Annotated in this window: 15 protein-coding genes; 6 read left to right on the plus strand and 9 right to left on the minus strand. The window is 67.6% G+C overall.

Going from position 1 to position 16479, the window contains the following annotated elements; translation table 11 throughout:
- Positions 1 to 39: 39 nt before the first annotated feature.
- From ACIBH4_RS25965 to ACIBH4_RS25990, 6 genes are all read right to left on the minus strand, one after another.
- Positions 40 to 585 carry a S26 family signal peptidase gene (locus tag ACIBH4_RS25965; protein ID WP_362513315.1) on the minus strand — a complete coding sequence of 182 codons (546 nt, stop codon included), beginning with the start codon at positions 583 to 585 and terminating at the stop codon, positions 40 to 42.
- Positions 582 to 2405, minus strand: a complete 1824-nt coding sequence (locus tag ACIBH4_RS25970) for an ABC transporter ATP-binding protein (RefSeq protein ID WP_362513318.1) — start codon at positions 2403 to 2405, stop codon at positions 582 to 584. Before ACIBH4_RS25970 ends, ACIBH4_RS25965 begins: the two co-directional genes overlap by 4 nt.
- 3 nt (positions 2406 to 2408) lie before the next feature.
- A complete protein-coding gene (locus ACIBH4_RS25975) occupies positions 2409 to 2984 on the minus strand; it encodes a hypothetical protein (protein ID WP_362513321.1) in 576 nt (191 codons plus the stop codon).
- A gap of 50 nt (positions 2985 to 3034) precedes the next feature.
- Positions 3035 to 3571: a MauE/DoxX family redox-associated membrane protein gene (locus ACIBH4_RS25980; protein ID WP_362513323.1), complete on the minus strand. Its 537-nt coding sequence runs from the start codon at positions 3569 to 3571 to the stop codon at positions 3035 to 3037.
- A gap of 127 nt (positions 3572 to 3698) precedes the next feature.
- Complete coding sequence (locus ACIBH4_RS25985) at positions 3699 to 3998, minus strand: hypothetical protein (RefSeq protein ID WP_362513327.1); 300 nt, start codon at positions 3996 to 3998, stop codon at positions 3699 to 3701.
- Positions 3999 to 4328: 330 nt separating this feature from the next.
- On the minus strand, positions 4329 to 4817 hold the full coding sequence (locus tag ACIBH4_RS25990) for a MarR family transcriptional regulator (protein ID WP_362513330.1): 489 nt from the start codon (positions 4815 to 4817) through the stop codon (positions 4329 to 4331).
- Between the two features lie 490 nt (positions 4818 to 5307).
- On the opposite strand from ACIBH4_RS25990, the gene ACIBH4_RS25995 reads away from it, so the two are divergent.
- The 5 genes from ACIBH4_RS25995 (at position 5308) to ACIBH4_RS26015 (ending at position 11861) form a co-directional block, all read left to right on the plus strand.
- Entirely contained in the window at positions 5308 to 6804 is a 1497-nt protein-coding gene (locus ACIBH4_RS25995) for an FAD-dependent oxidoreductase (RefSeq protein WP_362768711.1), read from the plus strand.
- 175 nt (positions 6805 to 6979) lie between these two features.
- On the plus strand, positions 6980 to 7690 hold the full coding sequence (locus ACIBH4_RS26000) for a DUF998 domain-containing protein (RefSeq protein WP_362768708.1): 711 nt from the start codon (positions 6980 to 6982) through the stop codon (positions 7688 to 7690).
- A 1011-nt stretch (positions 7691 to 8701) separates the two neighbouring features.
- The gene (locus tag ACIBH4_RS26005; protein ID WP_362513342.1) at positions 8702 to 9979 is read left to right on the plus strand and encodes an extracellular solute-binding protein; all 1278 of its coding nucleotides are present in this window, start codon (positions 8702 to 8704) and stop codon (positions 9977 to 9979) included.
- A gap of 72 nt (positions 9980 to 10051) precedes the next feature.
- Positions 10052 to 11008 carry a sugar ABC transporter permease gene (locus ACIBH4_RS26010; RefSeq protein ID WP_362513345.1) on the plus strand — a complete coding sequence of 319 codons (957 nt, stop codon included), beginning with the start codon at positions 10052 to 10054 and terminating at the stop codon, positions 11006 to 11008.
- A gap of 10 nt (positions 11009 to 11018) precedes the next feature.
- Entirely contained in the window at positions 11019 to 11861 is an 843-nt protein-coding gene (locus tag ACIBH4_RS26015) for a carbohydrate ABC transporter permease (RefSeq protein WP_362513348.1), read from the plus strand.
- A gap of 109 nt (positions 11862 to 11970) precedes the next feature.
- On the opposite strand, the gene ACIBH4_RS26020 is transcribed toward ACIBH4_RS26015, so the two are convergent.
- Both ACIBH4_RS26020 and ACIBH4_RS26025 read right to left on the minus strand, forming a co-directional pair.
- The gene (locus tag ACIBH4_RS26020) at positions 11971 to 12399 is read right to left on the minus strand and encodes a hypothetical protein (protein WP_362513351.1); all 429 of its coding nucleotides are present in this window, start codon (positions 12397 to 12399) and stop codon (positions 11971 to 11973) included.
- Positions 12400 to 12827: 428 nt separating this feature from the next.
- Positions 12828 to 13559 (minus strand): LysR family substrate-binding domain-containing protein, encoded by a 732-nt coding sequence (locus tag ACIBH4_RS26025; RefSeq protein WP_362513354.1) that lies wholly within the window; start codon positions 13557 to 13559, stop codon positions 12828 to 12830.
- Between the two features lie 55 nt (positions 13560 to 13614).
- On the opposite strand from ACIBH4_RS26025, the gene ACIBH4_RS26030 reads away from it, so the two are divergent.
- A complete protein-coding gene (locus tag ACIBH4_RS26030; protein WP_362513358.1) occupies positions 13615 to 13992 on the plus strand; it encodes a DUF5997 family protein in 378 nt (125 codons plus the stop codon).
- Positions 13993 to 14423: 431 nt separating this feature from the next.
- On the opposite strand, the gene ACIBH4_RS26035 is transcribed toward ACIBH4_RS26030, so the two are convergent.
- Positions 14424 to 16103: a cellulose binding domain-containing protein gene (locus ACIBH4_RS26035; protein WP_362513361.1), complete on the minus strand. Its 1680-nt coding sequence runs from the start codon at positions 16101 to 16103 to the stop codon at positions 14424 to 14426.
- Positions 16104 to 16479: the final 376 nt, after the last annotated feature.

Consider the following 16479-nt stretch of genomic DNA (forward strand, 5'->3'; position numbering starts at 1 on the left):
GGACCGGGCGGCGGTTCCGGTGAGCGTTAACCGGGCGCCTCACCGGCTACCTGTCGGCGAGAGGGCACCGACCACCTTGCCGACCACGTCCGTCACGGGGACGTATCCGAAATGGCGGGAGTCCAGGCTCTGTCCCGGATTGTCACCGAGCAGGACGAGGCACCCGTCGGGAACCGAGGGCTCACCCGCCCGGCGGGGTACCGAAGCGGGGACGGGATCCCCCGGGATGGCGGCGACCCTCTTGACGACCCGGCTGGGGGCGGGGCCGGGAGAGGACTCCCACGGGGGAACCGCCCCGCGCCGCCTGTCCGTTCCGACCGCGCCAAGACGCGCAGCATGCCGGATCCCGCCGTACGAGGGTGCCGCCACATACCCCGGGACGGCCACGATGTCAGCCACGACGACGTCTCCTGCCCGGATCCGGCCGGCGGGCAGGCGCCGTACCAGCACCTTGTCGCCGGACCGGTGGGTGGGATGCATGCTGGCGCCCGAGATGATCGCCACCAGGAGGTTCCGGCGAGCCCAGAACACCGCCGCGGCACCGGCTGCGAGCGGCATGAGGATCAGGGCGGGCGGAGCGGTCATCGACCGGCCTGTCCGGGAAGGACCTCCAGGTAGCCCTCGGCCTGCATGGAGAACAGGTCGGCGTAGGTGCCGCCGCTGGCCACCAGTTCCTCGTGGGTGCCGTGTTCGACGACGGTTCCCTCGTCGAGCACGACCAGCAGGTCGGCATCGCGCACGGTGTTGAGTCGGTGGGAGATCAGTACGTTGGTACGACCCGTGCGACGCTGCCGCAGCCCGCGGTGGATCTCGTATTCGGCCTCGGCGTCCAGGCCGGAGCTGGGTTCGTCCAGGATCATCAGGTCGTGTTCGGTACGCAGATGCGCGCGGGCCAAGGCCAGCCGCTGCCACTGGCCTCCCGACAGGGTCACGCCGATGGCGCCGGAGGTGTCCTCGGTGCTGTCCTCTCCCTGTAGGAACAGCCGTGACAGCAGGGTGTCGTAGGAACGGGGCAGGCGGCTGACGAACTCGTGGGCTCCGGCGTCGACGGCCGCGGCGGTGACGCGCTCGCGATCGTGCAGGTACTCCAGATCGCCCAGTCCGATGTTCTCGGCCGCGGTCAGGTCGTACTCCATGTAGTCCTGGAAGACCGCGCCGATGCGGGCACGCAGTCCGGCGGGGTCCAGTTCGCGCAGGTCGACGCCGTCCCACAGGATCGCACCGCGCTCGGGATCGTACATCCGGCACAGGAGCTTGATCAGGGTGCTCTTGCCCGCGCCGTTCCGGCCGATCAGACCCACCGTCCGGCCGTAGGGGATGGTCAGGTCGAGGCCGCGCAGTGCCCAGGGGTGGTCGGGAGAGTAGCGGAACCAGACGTCGCGGAAGACGATCCCGCGTGCCAGCGGCGCGATCGCCCGGGGAGAGCGGGCGACGGGCAAGTCGGGTTCGGCTGCGACCACCTGCAGGTAGTGGTCGAACAGCAGCAGTTGACGGTGGCACTGGGCGATGGTGTGCACCAGTGACACACTCGCGCTCTGCACGCCGCCCACCGAGGCGACCAGCAGCGAGATGTCACCGACGCTGATCCGGCCGCCGGCGGCGGCGAGTACCGCCCACAGCAGTGCCCCACCCGACACCGCGGCGCTCCCCAGGCCGATCAGAGCCTGGACGCTGACCTCGCGACGGTCCATGAGGCGGTTCTCCCTGTTGGACAGGCGCCGCTGGGCCGTCATGAGCTCACGCAGGTAGGTGCCGATGGCGAACAGCCGGATCTCCTTGGCTGCCTGGGCACTGGTCAGCAGGTCGCGGAAGAACATCTCCCGGCGTTCGATCGGGCTCAGCCGCCACGACAGACCGGCTCGGCGGCGGGCCATCGACAGCTCCACGGCCAGCATCGGCAGGACCGAGGCGAGGATCACCGCGGGCAGCCAGGGGGAGATGACCGTCAGCGACCCCAGGAAGCCCAGACCGGTGACGACGGAGCGGACGATCGACAGGACGGCGGAGACCATCACCCCAGGGGTGGTGGCGCCGTGCTGCAGTGCCATCTGCATCCGGTTGAGGAAGACGGGGTCCTCGAAACGAGCCATGCCCACGAAACGCTCGGCCGTGACGAACAGGCGTTCCTGGGCCAGGAGTCCGACGCGGCGTTCGATCTCACGGGAGGCGTACTGGGTGATATGCGGTATCAGACCGGTCACCACGATCGTGACGGCGAGCGCGATGCCTTCCCCCGCGATCGTGCCGGGAGCGGCTCCGGCGGTGATGTCGTCCAGCACCAGTTTGGTCAGCCACGCCGTCACGACCGGTGTCGGCGCGATCGCCAGTGTGAGCGTGACGAAGACCGCGGTGAACAGCGGGCTGGCCTGCCAGCTCAGCCGTACCGCGACGATGATCTTTCGCATGGGTCAGACCGTTTCCAGGGCGGCCGCCGCGTCCTGGATCAGGGTGCCGGAAGCGCGGACGACGCCGCCGGGGTCGACGATCGCCAGTGCCGGATAGGCCCTGACACCCAGCGACCCGCACACCGGCCCGCCATGGGTCCTCTCCACCACCACGGTGGCCACCGGTTCCAGCAGCGCGGCCTTCTCGGCCGTGCCGTCGGTGCCGACCACGAGGGCGAGTACGCGCTCACGGCCGGCGAAGGCCGGGGCGAACCTGATGAACTCGGGCAGCCGCTCCTCACAGGCAGGGCATCCGATGGAGAACGCCGCCACGAGGGTCGGGGCATCGGCGAAGAAACCCTCATCGAGAGGCGTACCGTCCGCGGCGGTGGTATGGAAGGCGCCCAGCCGCTCTCCGGCTTCGCGCATGACCGGTGGGAGGCCACCGGGCAGTGGATAACCGGCCGGGAGCGAAGCGGTCTGACGCGCCAGCAGTTCGCCCTGCGCGCGCAGCCTCCGGGCCACTCCCACGGTGAGAACGATGTCGAACGCGCACAGCACCATGACTGCGCCGACGAGCACCACGACGACATTCAACATGATCATCCTTAGTGGTTCCACGGTTACACGTTCGCCGTCGCCTGTGGTGGTCAGACGAGCGGCCGGAACAGCTCGGTTATGTCGTCGGCGAGCAGCACCAGAGCGGCCCCTGCCAGGCCGGTGACCGCCGCCGCCGCGACACCGGCCGGCTCCAGCGCGACGGATGCGGAGGCGGTGCCGAAGGAGAGCACCACCCCGGTGAACGAGGCGACGAGCAGCGCCCCGTTGTGGACGAGCCGCTCCGGCCCCACCGGTGTGGACGAAGGGCCGAAACAATTGCAGATCACGTGCCGGCGGAGGCGCACGGCCGTCGCGATCGCGACCGTGAACGCGGTCAGCAGCACCACCGCGATCACGAACCCGACGCCGACCGTGGACGGAACGGCGAGCAGCAGGGCCGTGGCCAGCTCACCCGCGACGACCGCGGGCGGCATGAGGGCTCTCGGCACCAGGGGCAGGCGCGGTGCCAGTTCACCGGTGGTGGCGCGGAAGGAGGCGTAGGCGCCGCGGGTGCGCATCTTGCCCGCCGCCGAGACCACGAAGACCACACCGACCAGAAGCCGGCAGCAGACCAGGACGTATTCCATGGAAACCCCTAATCTGAAGAGGGCGCCGCGACTCTTCGCCAGTCGCGGCACCCGTCCCTCCCTGATGGAGGCGGTCACTCACATGACGGGTCCGGCCGGGGCGGCCCGGATCGCCGGACGGCCCGGCTCAGCACACCATGAACGGTGGGCAGGGGGAAGGCGGGCACGGGTGGAGGGGGACGAAGGGCCCGTAAGGTGAGCTGTTGCCACCGCAGATCGGCGTGCCGCACGGCAGAGTCTCCAGTACCTGCGTCACACCGTCGCAGATCTTGACTCTCTTCAAGCCGATCGTGTTGTACGGGACGCCCCCGACGGGGGGGCAGGTGAACTGTTGCCACTGCTCGACGCAGGCCATCGCCTGCGCCTGCGTGCTGGGCACCAGGCTCTCCAACAGTCGGTCGGCGAACGACCGAACGGCTCGAACCATCGATTGACCTTCTTTCTCGTGACGGCTCCTCTCTCCGAGAGAGCCGAACGTTGCGATACGGATCAATGTAGGAAGCTCTCGCATGGGAACCGCATACAAGCGGCATGCTCGATGGTCGCTCCCTGTGTATGCGGTACGGCATGACAGCCGGCGTCACGTCCGGGCACGATTCCAGGGATGACGGGGTCGCGTCCACGGGGGTGGTTTACGAGTTTCCCCAGGTGGTGGGCGTGGCATCGTGAAATGATGGCGGCCGGCGCGTGATCCTTGCCATGCTGATCGGGGCCGATCAGAGGCCTGCCGGGCGATGCCGTTCAGCGCTGAGCGGCACTACTGGCCGCCCTCCTCCTTGTCGGCCGCGGACATCGCGAGCATGTCGTCGACGCACCTGCGCATCAGTTGCTCGAACTGAACGAGGTCCTGGTCGCTCCATTCGGCGAACGCGGAGTCGAGGAGCCTCTGCCGGGCCGCCTCGAGCGCGTCCGTGATGCGACGGCCCGCACTGGTGATCACGGCTTCCCTGACCCGTCGGTCCGCCGGATTCGGACGCCGCTCGATCAAGCCGAGCTCGGCGAGTTTGGCCACCTGCCGGCTGACGGTGGTGTGGTCGCGTCCTGCCCGTTCGGCGAGTTCGACCACGCCGATCGGCCCGAACCGCCGGATCCCGACGATCAGTTTGAACAACGCGCGGTCGAGATCGATGTTCGCTTCGGCCATGAGGGCCTCGTCGCGTTGCGGCAGGTTCATGAGCGCGATCAGGTCGACGAGCGATTCATGCAGGCGCCGGAACGCGATGTGCCGGCGGTGTTGGGAAGCCATGCTCGCCACCGATGCCTTACGTGCCCTTGCGGACGGACGGGGAGGTGCCAAGGCGAGAATACCGGCAGCCTCCGGTAGGCCGGCGGTGCCCGGCGGAGACGCCGCCTTCGCATGATGCGGACGGCGAGGCGTGGCGGGGGCCGTGCCGTTCCCGCGATGGGTGATCGGTCACCTCAGGACCGGCGTGGGAACGGATGGCCACGACAATCCCCTCCGTGTAGACATGCTCATAATACACATAATTTTCCGTCATCTGGGCAGTGTGGTCGCAACACCTGGATCAGAACTTCTTTCATGTGCGGAAGGCCATAAAAGACCAGCTCAAGACGCTTTTTTTGATAGCCGGAAAGCTGTCGGGGTGGTGTGTCCTTCAGGGGAGAGGGCTTGACGGTCGCTTCGGCTACGGAACATACTCCGTGCTAAATACACATAAAGCTGGATCGGGCGGGATGGGCTGCCTGGCCGGCCGTCACCAACGGAGAGGTGAACCGTGGCACGCAACGAAGACCTTGATGTGATCATCTGTGGTTCCGGCGCGGCGGGATTGACCCTCGCCATCGATCTCGCCCGCAGGAACGTCGCGTTTCGGCTGATCGACAAGGCGCCGCACCCCTTCATCGGCTCACGCGGCAAGGGCATCCAGCCGCGCACCGAGGAGGTGTTCGAGGACCTCGGCGTGGTCGACCGGATCGTCGCCTCGGGAGGCGAGTATCCTCCCCTGCGCATCTACACCCACGACGGACCGGTCGACAAACACGCCGGGATCCTGCCGGAGCCGACGCCTGCCGAGCCGTACCAGATCCCGCTGCTCGTTCCGCAGTTCCTCACCGAGCGTCGGCTGCGGGAGCGGCTGACCGAGCTCGGCCACGCCCCGGAGTACGGCTGCGAACTCGTCGGCTTCGATCAGGACGCCGACGGCGTGACCGCGCGGCTCGCCGCCCCCGACGGGGAGCGGACCGTGCGAGCCGCCTACCTGGTCGGCGCCGACGGCGGATCGAGCTTCGTCCGCAAGGCCCTCGGCATCGAGTTCCGCGGGAAGTCCCTCGGCGTGCGGGCGCTCGTGGCCGACGTGCGGGTCGACGGTGCCTCGTCGCGCGTCTGGCACCGCTGGGGCAACGAGAAGCCCGAGCGGAGCGTCTCGCTGTGCCCGCTCCACGGCACCGACATGTTCCAGTACATGGCCCCGGTCCCCCTCGACGTGGACGTCGACCTCTCGGCCGAAGGGCTCACCGCCCTGCTCCATGAGCGCGGCGGCCAAGACGACATCGTGATCCGCGAGGTGTCCTGGGCATCGGTGTTCACGATGCAGGCCCGGCTGGCCGACGCCTACCGGCGTGGGCGCGTGCTCCTGACCGGGGACGCCGCGCACTGCCATCCGCCGACCGGCGGACAGGGCCTGAACACGAGTATCCAGGACGCCTACAACCTTGGCTGGAAGCTCGCCGCCGTGCTCGACGGCGCGCCGGAGTCGCTGCTGGCGACCTACGAGGAGGAGCGCCGACCGGTCGCCGAGGCGGTCCTCGGCCTGTCCAAGAAGCTGCTCGAAGCGGCCAAGAACCGCGACATGCGCCGGGGGCGCGAGGTGACCCAGCTCGATGTCGGCTACCCGGACTCGTCCCTGTCGCTGACCAGCACGGAGCCCTGCAAGGGCGTGGCGCCCGGCGACCGTGCGCCCGACGCTCCCACCACCGGCGCGGGCGGGCTCGCCACGCGGTTGTTCAGCCTGTTCCAGGGACCGCACTGGACCCTGCTCGGCTATGAGCCCGGTGACGCCCCGGTCCCGGAACCGCGCAGAGGTCTGCGCATTCACGTCATCGGCGGCGACATCCTCGACACCGGAGGCCACGTCCAGAGCGCGTACGGGCTGTCACCCGAGCAGTGGGCGCTCATCCGGCCGGACGGATACGTCGCGGCCGTGGTCGGCACCGCCGAACTCGGCGCGATCGAGGTCTACCTCGACGGCGTCGGCGTCCGTCCCGTGCGGTGACGCGTTTCCATTCGAACACGACAGGTCCGCACCCAGACGGCGGAATCGCCGGTTCGGGCGACGCGGACACCGAGCGGTAGTCGCGGATCCCGGTGCCGGAACGACCCGAGTGCTTCACGGAAGCTTCACGATCTCGCTCGCACAAGCCACACGGCACGCCGGTTTCCTAGCGGTCATGGATAGCTCTCACCTCACGCGAAAACTCGTGGTCGCGACCCATGCCGGGCTGGTCGGGTCGCTGGTCGGCGCCACCGCCCTGCACATCGGATGGGCGAAGCAAGTGGACACCGTGCGGCACACGGTCAGCGACTACGCGCTGAGCAAGAACACTGCCGCGGTCTTCGCCGGAACCGTTGCCAGCCTCTCGGTGGGTTCGGCGGCGCTGCTCGCCGGACTCGTGCGGTCCCGGCTGCCGATCGGAGCGCCGGCGACCGCGCTGCTGGGCGTGTGGTGCGGCGGCATGACGCTCACCGGGATCTTCCGGACCGATCCGCAGGGCGGCGTCCCCACGGCCCGCGGGCTGACGCACCGATACGCGGCGGGCGGCGCGATCGCGACCCTCCCGGCCGTCGGGCTCCTGATAGCCCGGCGGCTGCAGGGCATGCCCGGCTGGGAGAGGAAGGCGCGGCCCCTGCGCCGCGTCTCCTGGGCGAGCGCCGTCGGCGGCCTCGCCTTCCTGGTCACGCACGTGTCCGCCACGCGATCTTCATCGTCCGCCTGCCACTACGTTCGGGCCGGCCCGCCTGATCCCGTTTCTCCGCATCGCGTACGCGCCCGATGCACCGGTGCGGCCGAGGCGACGCTCAAGGAGTCGCTCGGCCTGGACCCCTCCGCCGAACTGCGTGAACTTTATTGGGCCTCGCGTGATCCAGCTCCGGCACGGTGAGACGCGGACGCCCGTCGGCGGCCAGGAACGAGTGGAGTGCTAGCGCAGGCCGGACAGGAAGAGGGAGACGCCCTCAGTGAAGAGACGCTCCCGCTGCCGGGGGTGCCAAGGATCCAGCCGGGCAGGGGGCCGCGGATGGCGTGGGTGAGTTCGATGCCGACCATGCCGTGGATGGCGGTCCACAGCAGGTAGCCGGTGCGAGTGGGATCGGTCGTGCGCAGGGCGCCTTCGGCGGCGGCCTCGATCTCGGTGACCAGGAAAGGGAAGGTCATGCCGATGGCGCGCCGCCTCCGCCCGGCAGGTCCGGGTCGCCCCATGAACGCGTTCCGTCCGCCACGGTGGAATGGGGATGGGGCCATGATCGAGGGCGCATACCCGCAGACGCAGCAGCTCGAAGGGCGGCTACACGGTTCTGGAGCCGCCGTCCCGTGAGACGGCACTGGAGTGGGCCGCGAAGATCGCGATCATGCCTCGTATTGCGTCGACCATCGAGACGAAGCCGGGCTTGCAGATGATGATCAGATCCGAGCACCAGAAGCACCGACCATTGAAGCATTCGCCCGCTCCCTGCCGGCGATGCATGATCCCGGAGATGGCCCCGAGGGTGCAGGATCTCTCCTTCGGTTCCGGTGATCTTCCTGGCGGGCCACTTCCGTCGTCTCGGTGGAGGGGCACGGTGTACTTCCGAAACATAAAACTGGCAGTCCGATTGTTTCAGACACATTGCCGTAAGAATATTGACGCTCAGGTCAGCGGAGCCCTAATGTCCTGGATCAATGATCGGTATGACATTCCGAAAGTTTCATGTTCAAGAGCGATGTCAGAAGGCTTCGCAGGTGAAGCAGCAGGTCGGCATGGCGGTGCCGAACCTGTTCGGCGTTCGCGATCCGGAGCCTGAAGCGGCACGGCACCGTCCTACGCGCGGAGGAGGTGCCCGGCGAGCGCGGCGCATCCTCGCGTTGCCGGGCCGCACATCGCATCCCTGACCACAGCAAGCGAAAAGAGGTCGCCGTGAAGTTCCGCAACGTCTCAGCGGTCGTGTTGGCCGCTACCGCGGCCCTCAGCATGGCAGCGTGCTCAGGCTCGTCGTCCGGGACTCCCTCCGGCGAATCGGACGGCTCGTCGTTCGAGTTCTGGTCGTTCACCGGGATCAACCAGAAGGCGTCCGTCACCGAGTACCAGAAGCAGAAGCCGAACGTGCAGGTGAAGCTGACCGAGGTGGGGAACGCGCAGGAGACGGCGCAGGCGCTCACCACCGCGCTCGCCGGCGGCAAGGTGCCCGACCTGGTGCTGATCCAGGGCGACGACCTGCCCAAGTTCGTCCAGCAACCGCAGAACTTCATCGACCTGCGCACACTGGGTGCCGACAAGGTCAAGGGTGACTATCTGGACTGGGTGATCAGCCAGCCCACGGCCAAGGACGGCTCGATCATCGGCATCCCGACCGACGTCGGCGGCATGGCCATCGCCTACCGGACCGATCTGTTCAAGGACGCCGGGCTGCCGACGGACCGTGAGGAGGTGGGCAAGCTCTGGCCCACCTGGGACGCCTTCATCGAGACCGGCAAGAAGTACAAGGCGGCCACCGGCAAGGCGTTCATCGACAACGCGGGCGGGAGCGTCTACTCGCAGGTGGTCAACCAGGGTCAGGAGAAGTACTACGACCCCGCGGGCAACCTGGTGTACGAAAAGAGCCCTCAGGTCAGGGCCGCCTTCGACCAGGCGCTCAAGGCGGTGGCCGCCGGGATCACCGCCAAGCAGAGCTCGTTCACCGAGGGGTGGAGCGCCGCGATGAAGCGGGGGGACTTCGCCGTCGCCGCCGCACCGGTCTGGTTCCTCGGCCAGATCCGCGACAACGCCCCGGACACCAAGGGCAAGTGGGACATCGCCACGATCCCCGGCGGCTCGGGCAACTGGGGCGGCAGTTTCCTCGCGATCCCCAAGAACGCCAAGAACCCGAAGGCCGCCTGGGACTACATCGCGACCACACAGTCGCCGCAGGGCCAGCTCGACCACTTCGCCGAGGCCAGGTCGCTGCCCGCGACCCCGTCGGTCTACCAGGACCCGAAGCTCACCTCCGCCAAGGACGAGTTCTTCTCCGGCGCACCGATCGGCAAGATCTACACCGATTCGCTGCTCGGCCTCAAGCCGTTCCTCATCGGGCCGGACAGCACCACGATCGGCACGGAGTTCACGAACGCCATCACCAACGTCGAGCAGGGCAAGGGTGATCCCGCGAAGGCGTGGGACGCGGCGGTGACCAACATCAAGACCGCGATCGGTGGCTAGGACCCTTCACGAACGCCGCCGGCGTGGGCCGTTCCGACGGGCCCGCGCCGGCGGTGGGGAAGCGAGCAGACCGTGACGACGAGCATCAGCCCCACCAAGGCGGGCCTGCCCCCGGCCCCGCCGGTGGAGGCGGCGCGGCGCGGTTTCGCCGAGATCGTTGCCCCCTACGCCTACATCACCCCGTTCTTCGTGCTTTTCGCGGTGTTCGGCCTCATCCCGCTGCTGTTCACCTTCTACGTGGCGCTGTTCGACTGGAACCCGATCGGCGAGCAGGTGTTCGTCGGCCTGGACAACTTCGACCGGCTGCTCGGGGACGTGCGGTTCTGGAACGCGGCGCGCAACACCGTGAGCATCTGGCTGCTGTCCACCGTGCCGCAGTTGCTGGTCGCGCTGCTGCTCGCGCACCTGCTCAACCACGCACGGCTGCGCTTCGCCGTGTTCTTCCGCATGACGATGCTCGTGCCGTACATCACCTCGGTGGCCGCCACCGCCATCGTGTTCGTCCAGATGTTCGACCGCGACTACGGATTGCTGAACTGGCTGCTCGGCCTGGTGGGCGTCGAGCACATCGACTTCACCCAGTCGGTGGCGGGCAGCCATGTGATGATCGCCGTCATGGTGGCCTGGCGGTGGTTCGGTTACACGACGCTGCTCTACCTGGCCTCCCTGCAGGCCGTTCCCCGAGAGATCTACGAGGCGGCCGCCGTCGACGGAGCCGGAGGCGTGCGGCAGTTCCTGCACATCTCCCTTCCCGCCCTGCGGCCGGTCATCGTGTTCACGATCGTGACCTCGACGATCGGCGGGCTGCAGATCTTCACCGAGCCCCTGCTCGTGAACCGCGGCGCGGCCACTACCTGCGGGCCGATCCGTCAGTGCCAGACGCTCACTCTCTTCCTGTTCGAGCAGGGGTTCACCCAGTTCAAGTTCGGTTACGCCGCGTCGGTCGGCGTGGCGTTGTTCGTGATGGTCGTCGTGCTCGCCGGCCTCAACTACTTCCTGTCCACCCGGATCCGCCCGGTCAAGGGCTGAGGGGGCGATCGTGAGCACGACGAGACCACGCTCCGGCGATCGTGTCCGATGGTGGACCTACGCGCTGCTCGCGCTCGCCGTCTTCTTCTGCCTGTTCCCGCTGTACTGGATGTTCATCGTCGCCACCACCGACACCGCGACGGCGACGAATCTGCCGCCCGAGATCGTGCCGGGCGACAACTTCTTCCACCTCGCCGGCCTGGTGTTCTCGACCGTGCCGTTCGTCCGGTCGATCGGCAACAGCCTGGTCGTGGCCGGGACGATCGGCGTGGGCCAGGCGGTGCTGTGCGCGCTGGCGGGCTTCGCGTTCGCCAAACTGCGCTTCCGCGGCCGCAACACGCTGTTCCTGGTCGTCGTTCTGACGATGACCGTGCCGACCCAGCTCGCCATCGTCCCCCAATACATGATCATCTCATCGCTGGGCTGGGTGGACACGCTCCAGGCGCTGATCGTCCCCGGCCTGGCCAACGCCTTCGGCATCTTCTGGATGCGTCAGCACATATCGTCCGCCATCAGCGACGAGATCCTTCAGGCGGCCCGTATCGACGGGGCGTCGACCTGGCAGATCTTCTGGCGTGTCGCGTTCCCGCTGGTGCGTCCCGCCGCCTTCGTGCTCGGCCTGCTGGGCTTCGTCACCGCGTGGAACGACTTCCTGTGGCCGTTCGTGGTGCTGAAGTCGCCGGAGATGTACACCGTTCAGATCGCGATCAAGGCGCTGCAGAACAGTTTCAGCATCGACCTCGGGCTCGCCATGTCCGGCTCCTTCCTCGCCACCCTCCCGCTGCTCGTCCTGTTCGTCTTCGTCGGACGGCGCATGGTGGCCGGGATCATGAACGGCGCCTTCAAGGGCTGAGGCCGCCGCTCACCGGGCCCCGGCTCCATTCCACCTCAAAGGCTTCCGGACCGCTTGAGAGTGGTAGGGCCGGCCACCTCGCTGAGTGAGGTGGCCGGCCCCTTCCACGTCAGGAGAGGGTCATCTTCTCGTGCCAGGTGTAGTAGAGGTAGGTGCTGCCGGGGCCGGTCAACGTGCCGTAGACCTGCCAGAAGCTGTTGGGAGCGAGCGTGTAGCGGAAGATCTTGTCCCCGGGCCGGTCGTCCACGAACGAAGTCTGTGTCCCGTTGTTCCAGATCCGTACCTCGATGGTGAATGTCGAGGTGTCCGGGATGTCAAGGCAGATATCGAACGCGTACGTCAACGAGCCGCCGATGTTGTAGCTACGGCCGTCTATCGCCCCCCTCTCGAGGTTGGTGGGCATGTAGCTGTTCAGGACCCGGGTGTACTCGCCCGTGGAGCAGTCGACTGCGGAGGTGGCCGCGGACGCGGGGCTGACGCCGGTGAGCGTGGCGCCAAGTGCGACGGTGGCGACGAGAATGGAGATGATGCGCTTCATGCCTCTCCTCATCCGTGCAGTGCCCCTCCAACCAATTAGTTGAAGGCTGAACTGATTCTGACTTGATTGGCGTATTCGGACAAGCCCGGGCAAGAATTCGTGCTGTTCCGAGTCAGATGGGTGACGTTCGGCCCTTCATCGATGAACCTGGCCTGCGTGTTCTCGTGAAAGCGCGGTTCGCGAGGGTGCGGCATCACCTCGCACAGGCACGCGAGGTCGAGTCTCGACCACCTCTGGAGCAGGGCGAGGAGCCCGCTACGTCGCGACGGACTCCCGTTGGTAAGTGGGAATTCAGGGGGTGGAATCTCCGCGGATCCACGGTGACACCACGAGTGCCGGGGGTGCGATGAGCATTGACCTACTGCCTCAGCCTGACAGCTTCGGTGTTCACGCCGTTATCAGGGGTGATCGGCGCATCTGCCCGCAGGTCACCGAGGTCGGTGCCCCTTCTTTTTGCGGCCGGTCGGCACGGCCCGGCGACCGGAGCCGTTCTGCGCGGGTTTCTGTACCTGCTGCTTCGCCGGTTTCTTCGCGGGGGAGGCGGGGGCAGTACGGCCCCGCGAGCTGTTCACCGTCCGGCCGCGGACGATGCCGATGAAATCCTCCACCAGGTCGGTCGTCGCGTCCGTGGGCCAGACCAGCGCGACCTGAGACTGCGGCGCGTCCGGCACCGGCCGGTAGGTGAGATCCCTGCGGTGGTGGAGGCGTGCCAGCGACAGCGGAACCAGGAGAATTCCGGCGCCGGCCGCTACAAGCTCGACCGCGTCCGCCGTTGTGGCCGGGCGGGTGAACGCGGACAGCCCGGGCCGGACCGTCCACTCGACGGTGTCGTCCAGAGGGTGGAACACCTCGTCGTCGTCAAGGTCGGCGACGGTCACCTCGTCGGCGGCGGTCAGCACGTGGTCCTTGGGCACCACGACCACAGTGGTCTCCGTGTAGAGAGGGATCACGCTGAGCCCGTCCCGGTCGACCGGCAGTCTGGCGAATCCGGCGTCGGCACCGCCGTTCCGCAGGAGTCCCACCATCTCGGCGGCGGGAACCGCGACCAGGGTGATCGGCACCTCGGGCATTCGCTCGATCCAGACGTTGACCCATTTCGCGGGTGTCACCCCGGGCACGTACGCCAGTCGAAACGTCCTGCCGGTCTCTCCATCAGTCACTTCCCCAGGGTAGCGATGTCAGGGGAACCTGTTCCGGCTGACTATTCTTGACGCCATGACCTCGCCCAAATCGAAGACCACCCAGACGATGAAGCCCGCGACCGCGGCCAAGAAGCTGGGTGTCCCTCTCTTGGCCACCCCGGCCGAGTTCCAGGCGGGTGTCATCTCCAGGGACGAGCTGAACGAGTTGCAGGCGACGCCGCCCGCCTGGCTCGCCGACCTGCGCCGCAACGGCCCGCACACCAAGCAGGTCATGGCCGCGAAGCTCAGGATCTCCATCGCCGGCCTGCTCAGGGGCGGGATCACCGAACCGCTCACCACCGCTGAGATCGACGCGCTGAAGGCGGAGAACCCGGCGTGGCTGGAGCGCGAGCAGTCCCTCCAGGCCGAGGTCCGCAAGGAAGCACTCCGCCTCAAGCAGCGCGACAGCTGAGATCCCGCACGTTTCCGAGCCCGGACGCGTTTCCAGGCTGCCGCCGTCGCCTCGCCGAGCGACTATCCGGGTGAACTGTACTCCGGCTACTGCCGGACCGGCGGTGGAGGTTACGCGAGTTCGGAGTCCGCGTCCGGTTCAGGGGGGTCGTCGTCCATCCGGAGCAGTGCCAAGACCCGTCTGTCGATCGGCCTCGCGGCTGATCGGTAGACGGTGATCGGCGCACGCCGGTCGGCGGCGCTCGGCGAACGGCTTCGCGGAGAGTCTCCGCCGTACGGCGTTCAGTGAGGCGAGCATGGCGTCGTCCGTCGTCCGTGGTCTCGGCGTGGCCGCCTGCGAGATGGCGCTTCACGAGCTGCGGCCCCTCCGGTGTCGGAGGGGCCGCACCCGTCCTGTCCCCGATCGGGCCTCGGGGGGCGGGCCGTCGTCGGTCAGACCACGGTGCAGGCGACGCCGTTGAGGGTGAAGGCGGTCGGCTCGGCCGTGTTGCCGGTGTGGTTGGCCTGGAAGCCGATGTCGATGGTGGCTCCGGGGGCGAGCGTGGCGTTGTGGCCGACGTTGACGGCGCTCACCTGGCCGCTGGAGGGCGAGTAGGTGGCGTTCCAGCCCGAGGTGATGGACTGGCCGGAGGGCAGGGTGAAGACCAGCGTCCAGCCGTTGATCGTCGTGGTCCCGGTGTTGGTGATGCTGATGTTGGCGGTGAAGCCGTTGTTCCAGGAGTTCATCGTGTAGGCGACCCGAGGTCCCGTTCCGCCACCGGGAGTGGGGCTGGCGGTGGGGGTAGGCGTGGGGGTGGGGTTGGGGTCGTTGTTCACGCCAATCACGAAGGTCATCATGCTTCTGGCGGGAAGCGTGACGGTGAGGGAGCCGTTCGACATGGTGGTCGTTCCCTGGGGCGCGACGGTCCTGCTCGCGTCGGTGAGCCAGGACGAGACGCTGGACGATCCGGTGGCGTTCGACACGGTGAACTGCTGACTCACCGCGGAGGTGTTCTTGTTGACGACGACGATGACCGTGGAGTTACCGCCCCGGTACGCCGAGACGTAGACGTTCGACGCCGGGTTCGCGGTCGCGTCGACCCGCACGTATCCGGGGCGGACGAACCTGGCGAAGTGCGCCATCATGGCGCCGCGCTTGCTGATCTGGCCGTCCTCCCGCATGGGGCCGTAGCTGCGCCGGATGTACCACCAGATGTACGCCTGGAACTCGGCGTCCACCATGGCGCGGTGGATGTGCTCCCCGACGTCGAGCGCCTGGGGCCAGAGGTCCGCGGAGTCGCTGCTGTTGGGGTGGTAGACCTCGGTCATCCAGAGTTCTTTGCCCGCGCCCTTCTGCTTGAAGAGGGGATAGGGGAAATTGGAGAACTGCGTGCCGTAGAGGTGGGCGCCGAGGATGTCCATGTTGGCGAGCGCGGTGGAGTCGTTGAGGATCGGGTCCGAGATGTTCTTCAGATACTGGAAGGACTCGGGCGCGATCACCTTGGTGTTGATCGAGCCGGCGTTCTCCCGCATGAATTTGAGCATCTCCGCGGGGGTCCACCACGTCCAGTCATGCGCGTAGTCGGGCTCGTTCTGCACTGATATGGCGTACAGGTTCACGCCGTTGTTGCGCATGTGCGTGTTGAAGTCGTTCAGGTGCTGGGCGTAGGCCGCGTACATGTTGGACCTGAGGCGTTTCGCGTTGGTCTGGCTGCCGCGGACGAAGGTCTCGATCATGTTGGCTGGGGGATTCCACGGTGACGCGATGACGGAGGCGCCGAGTTCGATGGCGCGCTTCGCCGTCGCCACGTCACGGCTCCAGTCCGCCTGGTTCTCGGGGACGGGGATTCTCAGCACGGAGAACCCGAGCCGGCCCTCGCCGGTGCCGAACGCCGTTTCCCGCTGGGCGGCCGTGAGGTCGCCGATCCAGGCCGCGAAGGCCATGCCGCCGAAGCCGCGGATCGTCTGCCGCTGCGCCGACGGGTTGATGACCGCCGTCGCGGCCGTGGCCTCCGTGGCCGCGACGACGGAGGCCGCGCCGAGGACCGGCAGGGCTCCCAGCGTCGTCAGGACGGCTCTCCGGCTCAGCGGGCTTCGCTCACCGTTCTCCGGCTCGTTCTGATCCTGTGCCATGTCTCCTCCTCGTGGCTGTGGATGCCGATCCGCGCCTTCTCGGTCTCGTCGGCCCGGTCGGCGCCGGTCTTCGGCGTCGCCGCCGGGATGGACCTTGACCGTTTCGACGGTGATCGGCTCCCGCGATTGTTAGCGTTAACATTTCCTCGCGTGGACCGGCATGCGAGTGCGACGGGAATGCGGATCGCTCACGTGGTCGCGCGGAGGGGTGATACTCCGGCGGAGTCTGACCCGGCCCTCGGCGAGGGGCAAGCGCGACACAGGCCGGGTAACAGTGAACTGTAGAAATGCCTCGCCGGTCATGAAAATTTCAGGTTAAAAAATCTGCGGCCTCGCGTCTGTTCCGCTGTCGAAGATCGCCATATGCTGAGCCCCT

This window comes from Streptosporangium sp. NPDC050284 (assembly GCF_044459525.1).
Taxonomy (GTDB): Bacteria; Actinomycetota; Actinomycetes; order Streptosporangiales; family Streptosporangiaceae; genus Streptosporangium.